Annotated in this window: 21 protein-coding genes; 11 read left to right on the top strand and 10 right to left on the bottom strand. The window is 71.2% G+C overall.

The window, feature by feature from the left end:
• Positions 1-32 precede the first annotated feature (32 nt).
• The 4 genes from ACFP1K_RS33130 to ACFP1K_RS33145 form a co-directional block, all read right to left on the bottom strand.
• Entirely contained in the window at positions 33-1,007 is a 975-nt protein-coding gene (locus ACFP1K_RS33130) for an aldo/keto reductase (RefSeq protein WP_380760843.1), read from the bottom strand.
• Between the two features lie 129 nt (positions 1,008-1,136).
• A complete protein-coding gene (locus ACFP1K_RS33135) occupies positions 1,137-1,349 on the bottom strand; it encodes a hypothetical protein (RefSeq protein WP_380760845.1) in 213 nt (70 codons plus the stop codon).
• Positions 1,350-1,546: 197 nt separating this feature from the next.
• On the bottom strand, positions 1,547-2,401 hold the full coding sequence (locus tag ACFP1K_RS33140) for a haloalkane dehalogenase (RefSeq protein WP_380760847.1): 855 nt from the start codon (positions 2,399-2,401) through the stop codon (positions 1,547-1,549).
• Complete coding sequence (locus ACFP1K_RS33145; protein WP_380760849.1) at positions 2,394-2,873, bottom strand: MarR family winged helix-turn-helix transcriptional regulator; 480 nt, start codon at positions 2,871-2,873, stop codon at positions 2,394-2,396. Before ACFP1K_RS33145 ends, ACFP1K_RS33140 begins: the two co-directional genes overlap by 8 nt.
• An 85-nt stretch (positions 2,874-2,958) precedes the next feature.
• On the opposite strand from ACFP1K_RS33145, the gene ACFP1K_RS33150 reads away from it, so the two are divergent.
• A complete protein-coding gene (locus ACFP1K_RS33150) occupies positions 2,959-3,351 on the top strand; it encodes a RidA family protein (RefSeq protein ID WP_380760851.1) in 393 nt (130 codons plus the stop codon).
• 20 nt (positions 3,352-3,371) lie between these two features.
• Positions 3,372-3,779, top strand: a complete 408-nt coding sequence (locus tag ACFP1K_RS33155) for a phosphatase domain-containing protein (RefSeq protein WP_380760853.1) — start codon at positions 3,372-3,374, stop codon at positions 3,777-3,779.
• Positions 3,780-3,788: 9 nt separating this feature from the next.
• On the opposite strand, the gene ACFP1K_RS33160 is transcribed toward ACFP1K_RS33155, so the two are convergent.
• Positions 3,789-4,727: a MerR family transcriptional regulator gene (locus tag ACFP1K_RS33160; RefSeq protein WP_380760855.1), complete on the bottom strand. Its 939-nt coding sequence runs from the start codon at positions 4,725-4,727 to the stop codon at positions 3,789-3,791.
• Between the two features lie 349 nt (positions 4,728-5,076).
• Between ACFP1K_RS33160 and ACFP1K_RS33165 the strand changes: the two genes are divergently transcribed.
• A complete protein-coding gene (locus ACFP1K_RS33165) occupies positions 5,077-5,520 on the top strand; it encodes a nuclear transport factor 2 family protein (RefSeq protein ID WP_380760857.1) in 444 nt (147 codons plus the stop codon).
• A 1-nt stretch (position 5,521) separates the two neighbouring features.
• Here the strand turns inward: ACFP1K_RS33165 and ACFP1K_RS33170 are convergent, their stop codons facing one another.
• From ACFP1K_RS33170 to ACFP1K_RS33180, 3 genes are all read right to left on the bottom strand, one after another.
• The gene (locus ACFP1K_RS33170; protein ID WP_380760859.1) at positions 5,522-6,100 is read right to left on the bottom strand and encodes a hypothetical protein; all 579 of its coding nucleotides are present in this window, start codon (positions 6,098-6,100) and stop codon (positions 5,522-5,524) included.
• Positions 6,101-6,191: 91 nt separating this feature from the next.
• Positions 6,192-7,187: a hypothetical protein gene (locus tag ACFP1K_RS33175; RefSeq protein WP_380760861.1), complete on the bottom strand. Its 996-nt coding sequence runs from the start codon at positions 7,185-7,187 to the stop codon at positions 6,192-6,194.
• Complete coding sequence (locus ACFP1K_RS33180; protein ID WP_380760863.1) at positions 7,177-7,533, bottom strand: hypothetical protein; 357 nt, start codon at positions 7,531-7,533, stop codon at positions 7,177-7,179. The genes ACFP1K_RS33175 and ACFP1K_RS33180 overlap by 11 nt, the downstream gene beginning before the upstream one ends.
• Positions 7,534-8,087: 554 nt before the next feature.
• On the opposite strand from ACFP1K_RS33180, the gene ACFP1K_RS33185 reads away from it, so the two are divergent.
• A complete protein-coding gene (locus ACFP1K_RS33185) occupies positions 8,088-8,360 on the top strand; it encodes a hypothetical protein (RefSeq protein WP_380760865.1) in 273 nt (90 codons plus the stop codon).
• 115 nt (positions 8,361-8,475) lie between these two features.
• On the opposite strand, the gene corA is transcribed toward ACFP1K_RS33185, so the two are convergent.
• A complete protein-coding gene (corA, locus tag ACFP1K_RS33190; protein ID WP_380760867.1) occupies positions 8,476-9,444 on the bottom strand; it encodes a magnesium/cobalt transporter CorA in 969 nt (322 codons plus the stop codon).
• A 115-nt stretch (positions 9,445-9,559) separates the two neighbouring features.
• Here corA and ACFP1K_RS33195 point away from each other — a divergent pair, with 115 nt between their 5' ends.
• Complete coding sequence (locus tag ACFP1K_RS33195; protein WP_380760869.1) at positions 9,560-10,516, top strand: GNAT family N-acetyltransferase; 957 nt, start codon at positions 9,560-9,562, stop codon at positions 10,514-10,516.
• On the opposite strand, the gene ACFP1K_RS33200 is transcribed toward ACFP1K_RS33195, so the two are convergent.
• Complete coding sequence (locus ACFP1K_RS33200) at positions 10,485-11,897, bottom strand: MFS transporter (protein ID WP_380760871.1); 1,413 nt, start codon at positions 11,895-11,897, stop codon at positions 10,485-10,487. The genes ACFP1K_RS33195 and ACFP1K_RS33200 overlap by 32 nt on opposite strands.
• An 85-nt stretch (positions 11,898-11,982) precedes the next feature.
• Between ACFP1K_RS33200 and ACFP1K_RS33205 the strand changes: the two genes are divergently transcribed.
• The 6 genes from ACFP1K_RS33205 to ACFP1K_RS33230 all read left to right on the top strand — a co-directional run bounded on the left by ACFP1K_RS33205 (position 11,983) and on the right by ACFP1K_RS33230 (position 18,095).
• Complete coding sequence (locus ACFP1K_RS33205) at positions 11,983-12,849, top strand: helix-turn-helix transcriptional regulator (RefSeq protein WP_380760873.1); 867 nt, start codon at positions 11,983-11,985, stop codon at positions 12,847-12,849.
• 167 nt (positions 12,850-13,016) lie between these two features.
• Positions 13,017-14,030 (top strand): LacI family DNA-binding transcriptional regulator, encoded by a 1,014-nt coding sequence (locus ACFP1K_RS33210; RefSeq protein WP_380760875.1) that lies wholly within the window; start codon positions 13,017-13,019, stop codon positions 14,028-14,030.
• A complete protein-coding gene (locus ACFP1K_RS33215; protein WP_380760877.1) occupies positions 14,027-14,947 on the top strand; it encodes a carbohydrate ABC transporter permease in 921 nt (306 codons plus the stop codon). The genes ACFP1K_RS33210 and ACFP1K_RS33215 overlap by 4 nt, the downstream gene beginning before the upstream one ends.
• A 1-nt stretch (position 14,948) precedes the next feature.
• Positions 14,949-15,767, top strand: coding sequence for a carbohydrate ABC transporter permease (locus ACFP1K_RS33220; protein WP_380760879.1), 819 nt, complete (start codon positions 14,949-14,951; stop codon positions 15,765-15,767).
• Between the two features lie 55 nt (positions 15,768-15,822).
• Complete coding sequence (locus ACFP1K_RS33225; RefSeq protein ID WP_380760881.1) at positions 15,823-17,133, top strand: ABC transporter substrate-binding protein; 1,311 nt, start codon at positions 15,823-15,825, stop codon at positions 17,131-17,133.
• Entirely contained in the window at positions 17,130-18,095 is a 966-nt protein-coding gene (locus tag ACFP1K_RS33230; protein ID WP_380760883.1) for an ADP-ribosylglycohydrolase family protein, read from the top strand. The genes ACFP1K_RS33225 and ACFP1K_RS33230 overlap by 4 nt, the downstream gene beginning before the upstream one ends.
• Positions 18,096-18,105 lie beyond the last annotated feature (10 nt).

Raw genomic sequence — 18,105 nt, forward strand, 5'->3', positions numbered from 1 at the left:
GCCCGCCGCCGCGCGCGCCCCGGCCGACCGCCTCAGTGCTTGACCGGCCGGGTCACGTACGGCTCGGCCAGGGACGCCAGCTCCTCATCGCTCAGGGACAGCTCCACGGCCGCCACCGCGTCGTCGACGTGCCGCTCCTTGGTCGCCCCGATGATGGGAGCGGTCACCCCCGGCTGCGCCATCAGCCAGGCCAGCGCCACCCGCGCCGCCGGCACCCCGCGCTCCTTCGCCGCCCGCGCCACCCGCTCCAGCACGGTCGCGTCCCCGGGCCCCCCGTACAGCTCCTCGATCCGCCCGTCCACCTCGGTCCGCGTCGTCCCCTGGTCACCGCTCCCCGCCCGCGCCAGCAACCCACGCGCCAGCGGGCTCCACGGGATCATCCCGACCCCCTGGTCCACGCACATGGGCGCCATCTCCCGCTCCTCCTCCCGGTAGAGCAGGTTGTAGTGGTTCTGCATGGACACGAACCGCGTCCACCCGTTCGCCTCGGCCACGTGCTGTGCCTTCGCGAACTGCCACGCGAACATCGTCGAGGCCCCGATGTACCGCGCCTTGCCGGCCCGCACCACGTCGTGCAGCGCCTCCATGGTCTCCTCGATCGGCGTGTGATCGTCCCACCGGTGGATCTGGTAGAGATCCACGTAGTCGGTCCCGAGCCGCTTCAGCGACGCGTCGATCGCCGCGAAGATGTGCTTGCGCGACAACCCCGAGTCGTTGACCGACTGCCCGACCGGGAAGAACACCTTGGTGGCGAGCACGTAGTCCTCCCGCCGGGGGAACAACTCCCGCAGCAGCCGTCCCGTGACCTCCTCCGACGTCCCGAACGAGTACACGTCCGCCGTGTCGAAGAACGTCACCCCCGCCTCCACGGCCTTCCGCACCAGCGGCTTGGCCCCCTCCTCGTCCAGCACCCACCCCTGCCACCGCTCCGGATCCCCGAAACTCATCATCCCCAGGCAAACCCGCGACACCTTCATCCCGGTCCGCCCCAGCCGCACGTATTCCATATCGCCCTCCCGCGCCGTCGAAGCCCGATCACCCGCAACGCTAACCCCGGTGTCGCGGCACGGGCCGTCCGGGGCCCCGGACGCGCGAAAGGGCCTCCCCGCCGCGGACGGGGAGGCCCTTCGTGAGGATCAGGCGTAGAGGAACCAGAAGTTGTACTGGAGGTCGCAGTGGTAGTAGGTCCACCAGCCGCTTGACACGCCGAGGTTGCCGACGCGGTAGCACTCCGAGCTGGTGTAGTAGACGTTGCGGAGTGTCTCGGCGTGGGCGGGGGTGGCGGTCAGGGTGATCGCGAGACCGGCGGCCAGGATGGCCGAGGCCAGGAGAGTTCGTACCGTGCGCATGGTTCCTCCAGCGGGATGAGCGACCTTGCGGGGGAGTCCCCGGGCGGCTCGGGTCGGGCTGGCGGAAGCATCGCATCGGGCGGTCGCGGCGGATAGATCACGTTGTGGTGGAGCGATCGAAAGCGGTGGTGAGCTGGGCGGAAGGCGGGTGGACGCGCGGTGGGGGTGAAACGTTCAGTGCCGGGGATTTCGGAGGGTCAGCGCAGGGCGTGACGGTCGGCCCAGGCGTTGACGGCGGCGGCGATCTCTTGCGGGCGGTCCTCGGGGGCGTGGTGGCCGGCGGGGCCGCAGTGGACGGTTTCGAGTGCGGCGATGTTCTCCGTGCACCAGGCGGCCATGCGGTGGTCGACCAGGAGGGTGGGGGAGCCTTCGAAGGTCATCAGGAGTTTGGGGACGCCGGTGCTCTTGGCGAGCCACGCGTCGTACGCCTCGATGCGGACGACCAGGTCGGCGGGGTCGCCGTCGAGGGGGAACTGGCGGGCCCAGGCGAGCAGGGGGCGGCGGCTGTCGCGGGTGGGGTAGGGGGCGAGGTACGGGGCCAGTTCTCCTTCGCCGAGCGGGGTGAGCACTCCGCCGGTGAAGGCCTGGCGGACCATGAGGTTCTGGTCGAGCATCAGGTCCTCGCCGGCGTCGCTGCGGATCAGCTCGGTGCGCTTCCTGGCCTGCGGGGACAGGTCGTCGAAGGACATGGGCTTGACGATCGCCTCCAGGAAGGCGATCCCTAGGACGCGGCCGGGGTTGCGGGCCGCGTGGTCGAAGGCGAGCGCGCCGCCCCAGTCGTGGCCGACCAGCACGACGCGGTCCAGGCCGAGCGCGTCGAACCAGGCGTCGAGGTAGCGGGCGTGGTCGGCGAAGCGGTAGGGGATGTCGGGCTTGCCGGAGCGGCCCATGCCGATGAGGTCGGGCGCCAGCATCCTTCCGGGGCCCATCCGGGGCAGGACGTCCCGCCACAGGTGGGATGACGCCGGGTTGCCGTGCAGGAACACGAACGGCGTCCCGCTCCCGGAGTCCTCGTGGTGGATGGTCGAGTCGAGCACACGTGTCTCAGGCATCGGGGTCCCTTTTGCTCTCGGAGAGGTCGGGCGGCGCGTCCAGCAGGGCCGTCAGGTCGCGGACGAACGCCGCGGTACGCGGGTCGTCCCGCCCGCCGAGCGGCTGGAGCAGGCGGTCCACCAGCTTCCGCACGATGCCGATGGCGGGGCGGACGGCGTCCTGGCCCTTGGGGGTGAGCGTGAGACGGACCGCCCGGGTGTCCCTGGGGTCGCGGGTGCGCTCGATGAGCCCGTCGGCCTCCAGCGCGCGGGCCAGCTTGGACACGTACAGCGCCTCCAGCCCGGTGTGGTCGGCCAGCTCGCGCTGGCTCGGGTACAGCTCCGCGCGCCGCATCCCGTACAGCGAGGACAGCACCACGTACTGGCTGTGCGTCAGCCCGAGCGGCGCCAGCGCCCGGTCCACCGCCACCCGCCATCTGTTCGCCAGCCGCCAGACGAGATATCCCGTCGTCGGCCCCTCCTCCGTGGTCATGGAGATTTACTGTACATGGCTACTATCGCCATGGCTACTGAATATGGGGTTGGACGGGCCACTCCCGATCTTCTACCGTTCGTCCATGACCGAGCGTCGAGCGATCTTCAGCGGCTCCACCTTCGAGGAACAGGTCGGGTACGCGCGGGCGGTGGTGGACGGCGACCACGTCCACGTCTCCGGCACCACCGGATTCGACTACCGCACCATGACCATCTCCGACGACATCGTCGACCAGGTCGAGCAGTGCCTGCGTAACATCGAGGCCGCCCTGGCCGAGGCGGGCTGCACCTTCGCCGACGTCGTCCGCGTCCGGTACATCCTCCCCGACCGGGACGACTTCGAGCCCTGCTTGCCCGCCCTCCGCGGCGCCTTCGCCGCGGCGCCCCCGGCCGCCACGATGATCCAGTGCGGCCTCTCCGACCCTCGCATGAAGATCGAGATCGAGGTCTACGCCCGCCGTCCCTCCGGCGCCTGACCCCTGGAGGCGAGCCCGGCATGTGGCTGGTCGACATCGACGGGACCCTGGCCCTGAAGGGCGACCGCAGTCCCTACGACTGGGACCGCGTCGGGGAGGACCTCCCGAACCTCCCCGTGATCCTCGTGGTCCAGGCCCTCATCCAGGCGGACCACCGCGTCGCCTACCTCTCCGGCCGCAAGGAACGCTGCCGCAGGCAGACCGAACTCTGGCTCGCGACCCACGTGGGCCACTGGGACCGCACCGAGGGCCTGTGGATGCGCCCCGACCACGACAACCGCCCCGACTTCCGCCTGAAACGCGACATCTACCGCCGGCACTTCGCCCACCAGGAGATCACCGGCGTCATCGACGACAGGAAGACCGTCGTCGCCATGTGGCGCTCCCTGGGCCTCACCGTCCTCCAGGTAGCCGAGGGCGACTTCTGACCCGCCGGGCTACGGTTCGAGATCGGCGCGCATGGCCGCGATGAACCAGGCGAACATCGGCGTCAGGCTCGGCGGGACGGGCCATCCGTTGATCACGGCGAGGAGATGCCAGTAGCGTTCCACGCGCGGGTCGTTGGCGAGTTCCAGGCGTGTCAGCAGCCAGCGGCGCAGGCCGGTGTCGTCGGCACGGCCGAAGACCTGCGCGTAACGGGCGGTGAGGGCGTCGACGACGGGTGCCGCCTCGGCCGAGGCGGGGGCGATGCCGGCGGTGAGGGCGTCGCCGACCTGCCGGCGGACGGTTTCGGTGAGCTCGTGGTGCAGGCCGGTGGTGTCGCCCTCGGCGCGTTCGGCCGCCTGGTACTCGGCCATCCGGCGCACCGCGGTGCGGAAGTCCGGGTCCTGGGTGAGCTCGGCGAGCTCCACCCAGGCGTCGACCTGATCGGGTTCGGGGTCGTCCGGCAGGTCGGGCATGGCGGTGCGCATCATGTCCACGAGGGCGGGGTTGGCGTCCAGCCCCCCGAAGGTGTCGTCGATGAAGTCGTTGACGAGACGCCGGCGCTCGTCGTCGGAGAGTTTCGCGACCTTGTGCATGAGATCCATTTCCTGAGGTGTGGAGCCCCGCTTGGCCACCGCTCGCAACACCGCGCGACGCAGTCGCAGGGTGCGGATCTGCACGTCCAGAGCGTTGGCGTGCGCCGCCGCGACCTCGGGCACCGAGATCTCCCGGTCCAGCACCTGCCGGATGACGGCGAGTTCCAGCCCCAGGTCGCGCAACGAACGTATGAGGTCCAGACGCGCGAGCGCGCGCAGGTCGTAGAGCCGGTAGCCGGCCGGGCTGCGGCCGGTCGGCGGCACGATCCCGCGGTCGGAGTAGAACCGTATGGTCTTCACCGTGAGCCCGGTCCGCCGGGCCAGCGCCCCGATCGTGTAGAGCGTGTCGCCGTCCATGCCCCCACCCTCGCGCCTCCCCTCACGGGAGACTCAAGCCCATCCTCCAGCAGAACCATTCGGGCCTGGTCCGTGCTCCTGGCCGTCGAAGGGAGCATCGAAATCTACAACGTAAAGGTGGTCGCCGATGTCTCTGTTCCAGATGGGAGGCGGGTGGCGATGCCACCTGGCCCTGGCCGTCCGCCACGGCCACCGCCGTCGACGCCTTTGGCGCCGTCCCTCCCGTCCAGATCCGCGACGGCGCGTTACATCTGCCGGTGTCGCTCACCCCGATGTTCGTCCCGGCCTGACGCGGTACGGATGGCCCTGCTCGTACCACAATGAGCGGGTATGAAGAACGCTCTTGATCATGGAGGCCATTGTGACGACCGCCGACAGTTTCCGCGCCGCGGTGGAGAAGCGGGATCTCGGGGCGCTGGACGCATTGTTCGCCGAGGACATCCGGTTCTACAGCCCTGTGAAGTTCACGCCGTTCGTCGGAAAGCCGTTGGTGATGGGCCTGTTCGGGGTCCTGCTCCGGACGTTCGAGGAGTTCCGCTACATCGGCCGTCTCACCGGCACGGCGGAGACCAGCGCCGACGGCCAGGACACGGACGCCGAGATCCTGCTGTTCCGCGCCACGGCCGCCGGCAAGCAGATCCACGGCATCGACATGCTCCAGTTCGACGAGGCGGGCCTGATCAAGGAGTTCACCGTGATGGTCCGCCCGCAGTCGGCCGTACAGGCCTTGGGCGAGGCCGTCCTCACCGGCCTGGTGGCGGACGGCCTGGTGCCCGCGGCGGCCGAGCGCTAGGTCACGGGATCCGGAGCCAGAAGTCGATCTCGGTGTCGGCCAGGGTTCCGATGATGTGCCAGCAGCCGGGGCTGGAGAAGGTGAGGCCGGTGGGCTGGAAGCCGGTGGGGCCGTAGCCGGAGGGCACCTCGGGGATGAAGGTCCCCTTCTCGACCTCACTCCGGTTGACGGTGATGTGCAGCTGGCCTTCCGCCAGACGCCACCAGCCGACCTTCAGCGCGTAGTAGCCGTCCGGTTGCCGTTCCGCCCGGTACTCCGGATCCGGCAGGGAGACCCAGAGCCGGCCCCCGCCGTACCACCGGTCCCCCCTGCCGGGCACCTCCGGCGGCGGGTCGGTCTTCCGGTCCGAGGGCCGGGTCACGGGGCAGCCGTCCGCCCCCCGCGCGGCGGTAGGCGCCGGATGCCGCGTGACCGGTTCGCTCGCCGGCGGGCTGGGCCGCGCACCCAGCGGCGTGGCCCGGAGCGCGGGCGGGGAGGTCGCCGGTGCCGCGGTGGTGCTGGAGCATGCGGCGAGAGCGGTGCCCAGTAACGCGGCGGCCACCACGACGCGGACGAACGGTGAAGGGTGGCTGGGGTTCATCAGGCGGGCTTCCTCTCGCTCTGCCGGGTCCGGCATCGCTGATACCGCGCGCGATCGAGGAAGGTTCCGGCCCGGCAGGAATGGGTGATGGTCAGCAGGAATAGGTGATGGTGGTGGTGGCCTCCGGGGGTGACCCGGAGGGCACGGGGTCGAGGACGCGCAGGGTGGCGGTGTGGCGGGTGGTGCCTTTGCCGGTGAACGTCCAGTCGAGGGACAAGGTCAGCAGACGTTCACTGCCGGAGACCGTCTCCTCGCCCGTTATCGGTGTCTTACTGTCGCTCCGGAGCCACTGGTACCGGAGCGTCCCGGCGGCGCCGTTGGTGCCGACGATGGCGATGATCTCGGCCTTCTTGCCACAGGTCACCGTGAGCGACGGGTTCTTCATCGTGACCGCTAGCGTCTCCAAGGAGGGGCACCGTGGGCCGGCCGCGGTGGCCGTCGCCGTGGACCACCCGTCCCGCGCGGCGGGAGTGGTGACGCCGGTCAGCACCCGGGTCTCGGTCACTCCGCAGGGAGGCGGCTCGTAGGTATGGAGGCGCTGGTAGGTGTCGCTGCCGGAGAGCCTCGTGGTGCGTGTGATGACGGGAAGCGACTCGGTGTCCGAGCGGGACATCATGGCGCTCAGGCTGACGGGGCGGCGGTCGGTAGTGCGTACCCGAAATATCGCTTTCACGCCGTCCCAGGACTCTATGTCCACGCTGATGACATGTGACGAGGGGAGGGCGGAGGCGAAGTCCGTGCGGTCGGGGCCGCCGGACGACGGGGGAGTGATCGGGGCCGGGGCGGCGCGGGACTGGCGGACGGCGTACGGGATCAGCATGATCAGCGCGACGGTCAGGGAACACAGGACGGGGACCCAGATGGGGACCGTTCGCTTGTGCCAGGGTGTCGCGGGAGCCCGGTCACCGGTCGCGGGCCGGTCCCGCGGGGAGGCCACTGAGGCGGGGGCGAAGGGGGCGGTCCGGCGGGTGAAGGCCGCGAGCCAGCGGCGGCTCGCGGCGAAGGACAGGTCGGGGCGGGTGCCGAAGGCCGGGTCGCGGCGGGAGAGGGCGGCGACCAGGCGGCCGGCGAAGGTGTCAGCCCGCATCGCCGCCCCCGGCGGGGTCGGCCGCCCGCTCGGCGCTGGCGCCCACCAGCGGGAGCGTGCCGCCGGTGGCACCGGTGAGGGAGATCTGGGACGTGAGCTGCTCGATGATCAGGGGGGCGGCCACGCCGATGGCCAAGGCGCCGAAGGGGCCGTTGATCTGCTGTGCGGCGCCCGCCGCGGCGGCGAGCCCGCCGCCCACCAGCAAGCGGATGATCACCGAAACGATGAGCGGGACGATCTCGTGGGGCTCCTTCCAGGGCCATTTCCCGGAGCGGCGGATCGCGCCCGCGAACTCCAGGCCCTCAACGGCGAAACCGCCGAAAAGTCCCCACAGTAGATATTCCACGCCTGCCATAGATGGCATCCAATTATGTGTAGGGCACAGGTCGATATACGGCGCGACCGTGCAACGTTGATTCGGACGCCGAAAAGCGTCGCTCTCGCCTGAGGTCGAATGTTTCATGGTACTGGTGCGGCTTCTGTCGTGCGATGTGCAGCAACATTCCGGAACCTTCTTGCCGGTTACCGGGGAAATTTCTACGTTCGTTGTATGGCGTTTCTCTTGTGGTGCTCGGGCGGCGGTCGTGAGTGGTGAGGGACGGCACGCGGCGGCCTGGGCGGCGCATCGGCTGAGCCGGGTGCTGGAGGGGCACGGGATCAGTGGCGAGGTGCACGAGGGCATGGGGCTGGCGCTGGTGGAGGTGTGCGCGGACCTGGTGGCCTGGACGGACGGGAGTTGTTACTTCTGGTGGTCGGGAGGCGTGTCGGAGACGACGCGGCGGCGGACGTACTGCTACAGCCCGGCCGACGATCCGGTCACGACGGCGCGGCGGGTGGCGGGGCGGTACGCCGAGTTGCGAGGAGGCGGCGAGGGGGCATGGGGGAGGGAGAGCGTCTGCCGTGACGATGGGGGACGTTCCCGGGGAGGCCGGGGCGGTGGGGGAACTCGGGGAGAGGTGCCGGGTGAATCGCGGGATCATGGAACGGGTGCGGGCCGCGATGGCACTGATCGTGGCGAGCGAACGCCAGCGCCGGCGGGCCGAGCGCCTGATGCACTGCTGGCGGCTGAACCGGGCCGACCTGGACGAGGCGGCGCGTTCCCTCGGGACACCGCCGATGTCGGACGAGGAATGGCACGCGATTCAGGACGGCCGGGGCGCTCTCCGCTCCTAGGCCCCGAGTTTCTCGCGCGTGAGGTGCGCGGGCCCGTGCGGTTCTCGCGTGGAAAGTGTTCTGGTCGCGTGAAAAAGGCGCTCCGCGGCCGTTCGTTTCTCGTGCGGGTGTGCTTCTAAAGCCACTCGTTCTTGCGGAAGACGAGGTACAGGGCGACGGAGATCACCGCGATGAGCATGGTGGAGGTCCAGAAGCCGGCGGCGTGGGCGAAGCCGGGATAGGGGATGTTCTGGCCGTAGAAACCGGTGATCGCGGTGGGGACGGCGATGATGGCGGCCCAGCTGGTGACGCGCTTCATGATGTCGTTCATGCGGTTGCTCTGCAGGTTGAGGTGGGTCTCGTAGACGTTGCCCACCAGTTCGCGCAGGGACTCGGTCCATTCCGACACCCGCAGGACGTGGTCGTAGACGTCCTGGTAGTAGGGGGCCATCTCGGGGGAGACGATGTCCAGGTCGCGGCGCATGAGGCTGTTCACGACCTCACGCATCGGGACCACGACCCGGCGGAAGCGGACCGTCGTGCGGCGGATGTCGAACATCTGGCGCTGCATGGCCCGCCCGTCGGCGGGGTTGTCGGTGAAAAGCTGGTCCTCGAGGTTCTCCACCCGGTCGTCCAGGGCCTCGGCGACGTCGAAGTGCCCGTCCACCACGTAGTCGAGCAGGCCGTGCAGCAGGAAGGTGACGCCGTGCTTGGCCATGCGCGCGGTGCTGTCCCAGCGGGCGGTGATGGCGTCGATGTCGCAGGAGTCGCTGGTGCGCACGGTGACCAGGGCGTTCTTGGTCACGAAGATCGACACCTCGGACAGGTCGAGCCCGCCGTTGGCGAGGGTGACCACGTACACCGTGATGAACAGATGGCTCTCGTAGACGTCGATCTTCGGCCGCTGGTGCGGGTGGAGCGCGTCCTCGATGGCCAGCGGATGCAGCCCGAGCTCCTCGCTGACGACGGCCAGCTTCTCCGGGGTCGGGCTGAGCAGGTCGAACCACACGGTGGCGGAGGGATCGTTCAGGTAGTCGGACACCTCGGCGACGGGGAACCCCTCGGCCTCAAGAGCCCCGTGGCGATAGAGACGGGTGCGTACCATGACCGATCAGCCTAACGCGTGGCCGGTTCGCGTTCTCCGGTTCACCCGCTCAGGGGCCCGGGCCCGCCGATAAATCGCTTCGGGGCGGAGCGGGGTGGGGTGTAGAACGGGTTTCGTGCACGAGAACGGTGAGAACGGGCGGCTCGACGGAACATACGAGGTGCGGCGGCCCGAGGTGGAGGACGCGTCGGCGATCCACGGGCTGATCTCCGCGTGCGACGCCGAGGTGCTGGGGCATCCGGACATGACGCTCGACGACGTGACCGACGAGCTGTCCGACCCGTCGCTGGACCGCGGGCGGGACGCCTGGGTGGTGCTCCGGGACGCCGGCGTCGTCGGCTGGGGGTACGCGCGGCGCAAGGGCGACGGCGGGGACAGCGACATCGAGGTGTGCTCGCAGGACCCGCGGGTGACGGGCTGGTTGTGGGACACGGTGCTGGGGCGGGCACGGGAGATCGCGGCCGGGCCGGGGGCGCCGCGCGCCATGGCCGACATCGGGATCTACCGGGAGGACACCGGCAAACGGGAGTGGGCGGAGCGGTACGGCTTCGCGGCCGAGCGGAGCTTCCATCGGCTGCGGATCGACCACGACGGCCCCGTCGACCCGGTCCCGGCGCCGGACGGGGCCGAGGTGCGGCGGGCGGAGACCGACGCGCAGGTCCGGGCGGCGCACCAGGTGCACCAGAAGGGGTTCGCGGAGCACTTCGGCTTCGTGGCCCGCGAGTACCCCGGGTGGCGCGAGGAGTTCGAGGCGTCCAGCACGCACGACTGGGGTCAGCTCCTGCTGGCCACGGTGCGCGGCGCGCCCGCGGGCATGCTGCTCGGCTCGGACATGTTCGTCTCCGACGAGAACTGCGGCTACGTCCGGGTGCTGGCGGTGCTGCCGGAGTTCCGCGGCCGGGGACTCGGCCGCCTGCTGCTGCGCCGCGCCTTCGCCGCCGACGCGCTCAGGGGCCGCGCGGGCACCTACCTGCACGTGGACTCCGAGAACACCTCCCCGGCGCTCGACCTCTACCTGTCGGCGGGCATGCGTCCCGTCCTCACGATCGACGTCTGGCGCCGCCTCGTGTGAGCAGCGGAACCGCGCACGCGGCGCCGGCCAGCGCCAGAACGGTGAGCACGACGCCCGTCACCCCGATGGCGTGCGCGGAAGCGCCGAGCCCGAGGAACAGGGTGCCGAGGGCCGCCACCCCCACCACCTGCCCGAGTTGCAGCGTCGTCGCGAGCAGCCCGCTGGCGTCCGGCGCGTCCGCGGGCGCCACCCGGGCCAGCGCCACGGTGAACAGCGGGCTGTAGGCGGCGCCGAGCCCGGCCCCGCTGACCGCGAGCAGGACCTCCAGCCACGGCTCCCCGTGCCCGCCGCCGGAGAGCACCCCGGCGATCCCGAGGTATCCGGCGGCGGCCATCGTGAACCCCGCCGGGATCAGCGCCCGGTGCAGCCGCTCGGGCAGCCGTCGCCAGGTCAGGCTGACCACGGCGAACCCGGCCGCGCCTGGCGCGAAGGTCAGCCCGGCCCGCAGCGGGTCGTCCCCGAGCCCGCCCTGCAAATGCAGCGCCACGGCGAACAGGAACCCGCCCCAGGTGAGCATCGCCATGAAGATGGCGATCGTCGCGGGCACCAGCCCGGGGGCGCGCAGCAGCCGTCCGGGGATCAGCGGGTGCCGGGCCCGCCGCTCCACCGGCACGAACACGGCCACCAGCGCCACGCCGGCCCCCATCGACACCCATCCCCACAGCGGCCAGTGCCGCTCGTGCCCGAGCACCAGCGGCACGACCAGCAGGGACACCGCCGCCGACAGGATCACCAGCCCCGGCAGGTCCACCCCCTGGTCGCGCGGCACGTGGTCCTTGGGCAGCAGCCGCGCCCCCGCCACCAGCAGGGCGACGCCGATCGGCACGTTGACCAGGAACACCGGCCGCCAGCCGGTGCCGAACAGGTCGGCGGTGACCAGCGCCCCGCCGAGCACCTGCCCGGCCACGATGCCGCCCGCCAGCACCGCCGAGTACGCGCTCAGCGCCCTGGCCCGCGCCGTCCCCTCGAAGCGCAGCTGGATGACGCTCAGCACCTGCGGCACCATCAGGGCCGCCCCGGCCCCCTGCGCGAGGCGGAACACGATGAGCGCCGTCTCCGAGCCCGCGAGCCCGCAGGCCAGCGACGCGGCGGTGAAGACGGCGAGGCCGAGCAGGAACATCCGCCGCGGCCCGGTCAGCCCGCCGAGCCGGGCCCCGGTGATCAGCAGCATGGCGTACGCGACGGTGTACCCGGCGATGATCAGCTGGAGGCCGGAGCCGGACGCGGCGAGGTCGGTGCGGATCGTCGGGGCGGCGACGTTCACGATGGACACGTCCAGGATCGCCATGAACTGCCCGATCAGCACGACGCCGAGGATCCCGCGGGACGTGCGGACGGCCGGACGTCTCAGGGGTGGAGCGATGATTGTCACGCCGGTCATCGTGGCCCGCCGGGGATACGGGGAGTGAGAGCCTGGTTATCCTGGTACCGCCACCACCTGGCACGATGTCCGCTCACGGGGCAGTATGGACCGCGTGACCACGACCGCTCCACGGCGCGCCGAGCTGGCCGCGTTCCTGCGCAGCCGCCGCGCCCGCATCACCCCGGGCGACGTCGGGCTGCCGCCGGGGCCCCGCCGCCGCACCCCCGGGTTGCGGCGCGAGGAGGTGGCGCAGCTCGCCGGGGTCGGGGTCACGTGGTACACCTGGCTGGAGCAGGGCCGCCGCATCAACGCCAGCGTGCAGGTGCTGGACGCCGTCGCCCGCACGCTGCGGCTCGACTCCGCCGAGCGCGAACACCTGTACCGCCTGGCCGACGTGCCCGAGGTGCCGCAGCACGGGGCCGGCGAGGACCTCGGCGCCGAGGTGCACGAGATCCTGGACAACCTCGATCCGCTGCCCGCCTGCGTGTACAACAGCCGGTACGACCTGCTGGCCTGGAACGCCGCGTACGCCGTGCTGTTCCCGACGCTGACCTCCCGCGGGCTGCCCGAGCGCAACGCCATCTGGCAGTGCTTCATGTGCCCGCCGTGCTGCAACCCGATCCTGCACGCCGAGAAGGAACGCCCGCTGATGGTGGCCACACTGCGGTCGGCGTTCGTCCGCCACCTCGGCGAGCCGTCCTGGGAGAGCTTCGTGCGCAGGCTGTCCGCGGCGAGCCCCGACTTCGCCCGCATGTGGGCCGACCACGAGGTGGCCCGTCCCGGCACCCGCATGAAGATCTTCCAGCCGTCCGGAGCCGGCCTGGTGCGCACCACCTCCACCAGCATGGCGCTGGCCTCGCCGCCGGAGACCCGCATGGTCGTCTACACACCCATGGACGACGAGAGCCGCGACCGCCTCGCGTGGCTGCGCGCCAACCCCCGCGACCCGGCCCGCGGGCACGTTCACTGAGGCGCTTCCACCTGGGGTTTCCCATAAGGGACGGCCGTTTTACGGGATTGTGACTTGACGGTTGCCGTTACGGGCATGTTTCATGGCCGCACACCGTAAACGTTTACACCTGCTCGATCCGGCGGTTACTGTAAACGTTTACCGTCTACGCCGACCGAGGGGACCAGGTGACCGAGGAGCCGACGATCACGACGATCGCCCAGCGTGCCGGGGTGTCCATCGCCTCGGTGTCGCGCGTGCTCAACGGGCTGCCCACCAGGGCGGACACCGAGCGCAGGGTGCTGGACGCCGCGCGCGAGCTCGGATACGCGCCGAACTCCGCGGCCAGGTCGCTCAAGTCGCGGCGCAGCAACCAGGTCGGCTTCGCCATCGCCGACATCGGCAACCCGGCGTACCTCGCGATGATCCGCGAGATCCAGCCGCTCATCAAGGCGGCGGGGTACCGCCTCGTGCTGCACTCCACCGACACCGACACCGCCGACGAGATCGAGGTGCTGCGCGGCCTCGGCGAGCGGTACATCGACGGCCTGATCATGGTGCCGCTGCGGATGACCCCCGAGCACCTGGAGATGTTCGCCGCCGCCCGCGCCCCCATCGTGGTCATCGGCGGCGCACCGGACGGCACCCCGGTGGACAACGTGCGCACCGACTCCCGCACCGGCGTCCGGCTGGCCGTCGAGCACCTGCACGCCATCGGCCGCCGCCGCATCGGCTTCGTCAACGGCCCCACCGACACCGTCCCCGGCGCCGCCCGCTCGGCCGCCTACGCCGAGGCGCTCGCCGCGCTCGGCCTGCCGCACGACCCCCGGCTGGCCGAGGTGGGCGACTTCTACCGCGCCGACGGCGCCCGCGCCACGGCCCGCCTGCTGAGGCGGGCCCCCGACGTGGACGCCCTGCTGTGCGCCAACGACCTGATCGCGGCCGGCGCGCTCGACGTGCTGCGCGCCGCGGGCCGCCGGGTCCCCGAGGACGTCGCGGTGGCCGGCATGGACGACACCGACCTCGCCACCCTCACGTGGCCGGCCCTGACCAGCGTCTCCCTCGGCTCGGCCGAACGCGGCCGGGTCGCCGCCGAGCTGCTGCTGGACCGGCTGCGCGGCGGCGAGGGCCCGCCGCGCGTGGTCACCGTACGTCCCCACCTGGTGGTCCGGGCCTCCACCGCGGGGGAGGAGGCCCGATGACCGCCACCGCCACCCGCGCCGCCGCGCCGCGCCTCGCCGGGACGAAGAACCGCCAGGGGCGAGAGGCCCTGCTGCTGATGCTGCCCGCGCTGGTCCCGGTGCTGATCTTCAGCGTCGGGCCGCTGCTGTACGGCATCTACCTGGCCTTCACCGACGCGCGCTCCGGCCGGGGCGCCGTGACGTCGTTCGTGGGCGTGGCCAACTTCGGCGACCTGCTCACCGACGCCGACTTCTGGGGCTCGTTCCGCATCGGCCTGATCTGGGCGGTGTCGGTGACCGCGCTCCAGTTCGCCGCCTCGCTCGGCCTCGCCCTGCTGCTCAACGAGAACCTGCGCCTGCGGGGCCTCGCCCGGGTGCTGTCGCTGGTGCCGTGGGCCATGCCGCCGGTGGTGATCGGCCTGATGTGGCGGCTCGTCTACCACCCCAACGCGGGCATACTCAACGGCCTGCTGCGCGACACCGGGCTGATCTCCCACAACGTCGACTGGCTGAACGACTTCTCCGTCGCGCTGCCCGCGGTGATCGTCGTCGGGGTGTGGACCGGCATGCCGCAGACCACCGTGGTGCTGCTCGCCGGGCTGCAGACCATCCCGAGGGAGCTGTACGAGGCCGGGCACGTGGACGGCGCCGGGTCCTGGCGGTCGTTCTGGAGCATCACGCTGCCGCAGCTGCGGCCCATCATCGTGACGATCACCTCGCTGGACTTCGTCTGGAACATCAACCAGTTCGGCCTGGTGTACGTGCTGACCCAGGGCGGGCCCGGCGGGCGCACCCGGCTGCCGATGCTGTTCGCCTACGAGGAGGCGTTCCGCTACGGCTTCTTCGGCTACGCCGCCACGCTCGGCGTCGCCATCGTGATCGTCGTGCTGGCCGTGCTCGGCCTCTACATCAGGCGGCAGATGCGGGAGGCGCACTGACATGCGCAGGCCTTTGCAGTACCTCGCCCTGGCCGGTTACGTCGTCTTCCTGGCGTTCCCGCTGGTGTGGCTGATGTCCACCGCGTTCAAGACCGCCCGCGAGATGGCGAGCCTGACGCCGACCTGGATCCCGCGCGACCCGGTGCTGAGCAACTTCGCCGACGCGTTCGCCGAGCAGGACCTTCTCGGCGCCGCGCTGCGCAGCCTGGTCGTCGCGGTGAGCGCCTCGCTGCTGACCGTGGTGCTCGCGCTGCCCGCCGCGTACGCCATGGCCCGCCACCGGTCGCTGCTCGGGAAGGCGGCCACCGGGTGGGTGCTGGTCAGCCAGGTGTTCCCGTTCATCCTGATCATCATCCCGCTGTTCATGGTGCTGCGGACCCTGGACCTGGTGAACACCCTGGCCGGGCTGACCGTCGTGCACGTCACGTTCGTGCTGCCGTTCGCGCTGTGGATGCTCCAGGGGTACGTGCGGGCGGTGCCCCGCGAGCTGGAGGAGGCCGCGGCCGTGGACGGCGCCGGACGGCTGCGGGCGCTGGTGCGGGTGGTCGCGCCGCTGCTCGCGCCCGGGGTGGTGGCCACGTCGCTGTTCGCCTTCATCTCCTCCTGGAACGAGTTCCTGTTCGCCCTGGTCGTGCTCAAGGATCCCGACGTGGCGACGCTGCCGCTGACCCTGGTGCGCTTCACCGGCGCCGAGGGGGTGGCCCGCCTCGGGCCGCTCGCGGCGGCGTCGCTGCTGGCCACGATCCCCAGCCTGGCCTTCTTCGCGGTCATCCAGCGGCGGCTGAGATCCGGCCTGATGGCCGGCGCCGTCAAGGGATGACGCCGCCCCTGTTCCTCCACCCCCAGCCGCAGCAGTTTCGATAGGAGAAAGCCCCTTGCGTACCAGAACCGCACTCGCGGTCGCCGCGGCGGCGATCGTCGCGCTGACCGCCGGTTGCTCGTCCAGCGGCGGCGGGGACGGCGCCGCCTCCTCCTCCGCGCCGGTCGGGCTGAAGTTCCTCAGCCTGGCCTGGCAGAAGGAGTCGGTCGCCGCCAACAAGGAGATCGTCGCCGAGTGGAACAAGGCCAACCCGAACATCCAGGTCGAGTACGTCCAGGGGAGCTGGGACAACGTCAACGACCAGCTCGTCACGTCCTTCGAGGCCGGTGACCCGCCGGACGTCATCCACGACGACTCCCCGGCCCTCGCGGGCTTCGCCGCGCGGGGCTACCTGCTGGACCTCACCGGCAAGCTGTCCGCCGAGCTGACCGCGGACATCCCGAAGCCCGCCTGGGACACCGTCACCTTCTCCGACGGCAAGGGAGGGCAGGGGGTGTTCGGCGTGCCGTTCCTCCAGGAGTCGCAGATCATCATCGGCAACAAGAAGCTGCTGGACGACGCCGGCGTGCGGATCCCGACACCGGCCGACCCCTGGACCTGGGACGAGTTCGCCGAGATCAGCAAGAAGCTCACCAAGAAGGGCTCCTACGGCGTCGCGTGGCCGCTGAAGTCGCCGGTCAACAAGGTGCTCACCCTGGCGCTGAACTTCGACGGCACGTTCTTCCAGGTGGACGGTACGAAGGCCACCGTCAAGGTCGGGCCGCAGGAGCGCGAGGTGCTCCAGCGCATCTACGACCAGCTCCACACCGACAAGTCCGCCGACCCCGCCACGCTCGGCATGGGCACCGCCGACCCGCTGCCCGGGTTCTACGCCGGCAAGTACGCCCTGCTGCCCACCGGCGTTTACCTGCGCCAGCAGGTGGTCGAGCAGGCCCCCGAGGGCTTCGAGTGGATCACCATCCCGCCGCTGAAGGGCACCAGCTCCCACCAGGCCGCCATCTCGCAGACCCTGTCGGTGTCCGCGGACAGCGAGCACCCCGACGAGGCCGCCAAGTTCATCTCCTACTTCCTCAACAGCACCAACCAGGCCAAGCTCGCCAAGGGCGACTGGCTGCTGCCGACCAGCGTGAAGGCGGCGAGCGACCCGTCCATGACCACCACCGAGAACGGCTGGGACGTCGCGACCGCGTCGGCCAAGGACCTGGTGGTGGCCCCGTACCTGCGGGTCAACGGCTTCGACGAGTGGCGGAGCAAGGTCGCCACCCCCGCGTTGCAGGAGTACTTCGCGGGCAAGATCACCCTCGACCAGACGGCACAGCGGCTCGTCGAGGAGGGCAACAAGGTGCTGGAGCGTTACAACCGGTGACCCCCGACCTGCTGAGGACCCGCGCCCGAGGATGCCTGCTCGGCCTGGCGGCCGGCGACGCCCTCGGGCGCCCCGCGGAGAACCTCACGCCCGAAGAGATCACCCGCCGCTGGGGCCGCCTGACCGAGATCGAACCCGGCTCGGGCGGCACCGACGACACCGAGTACACGATCTTCGCCGCCACCCTGCTGTCCCGCCACGGCCACGGCCTGACCTCCGCCGACGTCGCGAGGGAGTACCGCACCCGCGTCATCCCCCTGATGGACGGCCCGATGCGCGGCGCCGGCTTCTCCGAACTCGGCACCGTCCGCGCCCTGCTCCGCGGCCTGAACCCCCCCATGACCGGCCTCACCCACTCCCACGGCTGGTCCGACGGCCTCGCCATGCGCGCCGCCCCCTACGGCGTCTTCGCCGCCGGCGACCCGTCCGAGGCCGCCCGCCTGACCGCCGAGGACGGCACCGTCAGCCACAACGGCGAGGGCGTCTACGGCGGCCAGGCCGTCGCGGCGGCCGTCGCCGTCGCCATGACCGGCGCCCCACCACCCGAGGTGGCCCACGCGGCCCTGGCGGCGATCCCCGAGGACTCGTGGACCGCCCGCAACCTGCGCGCGGCCATGTCGGCGCAGGACATCGGGGCGTTGTACGAGGCCGTGGTGGTGCGGGACTACCCGTGGACGGATCTCGCGCCCGAGGCGGTGGCGCTGGCGTTCGCCGCGTATCTCCTGGGTGAGGGGGACGTGGAGGAGTCCGTGGTGATCGGGGCCAACTTCGGGCGGGACGCCGACACGGTGGCCGCCATCGCGGGCGCTCTCGCGGGGGCGGGGCGCGGCGAGGGCGGGGTGCCGGAGCGGTGGGCCAAGGAGATCGGGCCGGTGGCGGGGCGGTGCCTGCCGGGTGTCAAAGGGCTGCATGTGCTGGACGTCGCCACGGAGCTCGCCGAGGCCGCGGCGCGAGGCAGGTAAGGAGAGGGAG

The sequence above is a fragment of the Sphaerisporangium aureirubrum genome, assembly GCF_042658925.1.
Taxonomy (GTDB): Bacteria; Actinomycetota; Actinomycetes; order Streptosporangiales; family Streptosporangiaceae; genus Sphaerisporangium; species Sphaerisporangium aureirubrum.

What these genes read in the sequence shown, in the direction of transcription:
- ACFP1K_RS33130 (WP_380760843.1), bottom strand. Translation starts at nt 1,007, where the DNA reads ATGGAATACGTGCGGCTGGGGCGGACCGGGATGAAGGTGTCGCGGGTT.
- ACFP1K_RS33135 (WP_380760845.1), bottom strand. Translation starts at nt 1,349, where the DNA reads ATGCGCACGGTACGAACTCTCCTGGCCTCGGCCATCCTGGCCGCCGGT.
- ACFP1K_RS33140 (WP_380760847.1), bottom strand. Translation starts at nt 2,401, where the DNA reads ATGCCTGAGACACGTGTGCTCGACTCGACCATCCACCACGAGGACTCC.
- ACFP1K_RS33145 (WP_380760849.1), bottom strand. Translation starts at nt 2,873, where the DNA reads ATGACCACGGAGGAGGGGCCGACGACGGGATATCTCGTCTGGCGGCTG.
- ACFP1K_RS33150 (WP_380760851.1), top strand. Translation starts at nt 2,959, where the DNA reads ATGACCGAGCGTCGAGCGATCTTCAGCGGCTCCACCTTCGAGGAACAG.
- ACFP1K_RS33155 (WP_380760853.1), top strand. Translation starts at nt 3,372, where the DNA reads ATGTGGCTGGTCGACATCGACGGGACCCTGGCCCTGAAGGGCGACCGC.
- ACFP1K_RS33160 (WP_380760855.1), bottom strand. Translation starts at nt 4,727, where the DNA reads ATGGACGGCGACACGCTCTACACGATCGGGGCGCTGGCCCGGCGGACC.
- ACFP1K_RS33165 (WP_380760857.1), top strand. Translation starts at nt 5,077, where the DNA reads ATGGAGGCCATTGTGACGACCGCCGACAGTTTCCGCGCCGCGGTGGAG.
- ACFP1K_RS33170 (WP_380760859.1), bottom strand. Translation starts at nt 6,100, where the DNA reads ATGAACCCCAGCCACCCTTCACCGTTCGTCCGCGTCGTGGTGGCCGCC.
- ACFP1K_RS33175 (WP_380760861.1), bottom strand. Translation starts at nt 7,187, where the DNA reads ATGCGGGCTGACACCTTCGCCGGCCGCCTGGTCGCCGCCCTCTCCCGC.
- corA (WP_380760867.1), bottom strand. Translation starts at nt 9,444, where the DNA reads ATGGTACGCACCCGTCTCTATCGCCACGGGGCTCTTGAGGCCGAGGGG.
- ACFP1K_RS33200 (WP_380760871.1), bottom strand. Translation starts at nt 11,897, where the DNA reads ATGACCGGCGTGACAATCATCGCTCCACCCCTGAGACGTCCGGCCGTC.
- ACFP1K_RS33205 (WP_380760873.1), top strand. Translation starts at nt 11,983, where the DNA reads ATGGACCGCGTGACCACGACCGCTCCACGGCGCGCCGAGCTGGCCGCG.
- ACFP1K_RS33215 (WP_380760877.1), top strand. Translation starts at nt 14,027, where the DNA reads ATGACCGCCACCGCCACCCGCGCCGCCGCGCCGCGCCTCGCCGGGACG.
- ACFP1K_RS33220 (WP_380760879.1), top strand. Translation starts at nt 14,949, where the DNA reads ATGCGCAGGCCTTTGCAGTACCTCGCCCTGGCCGGTTACGTCGTCTTC.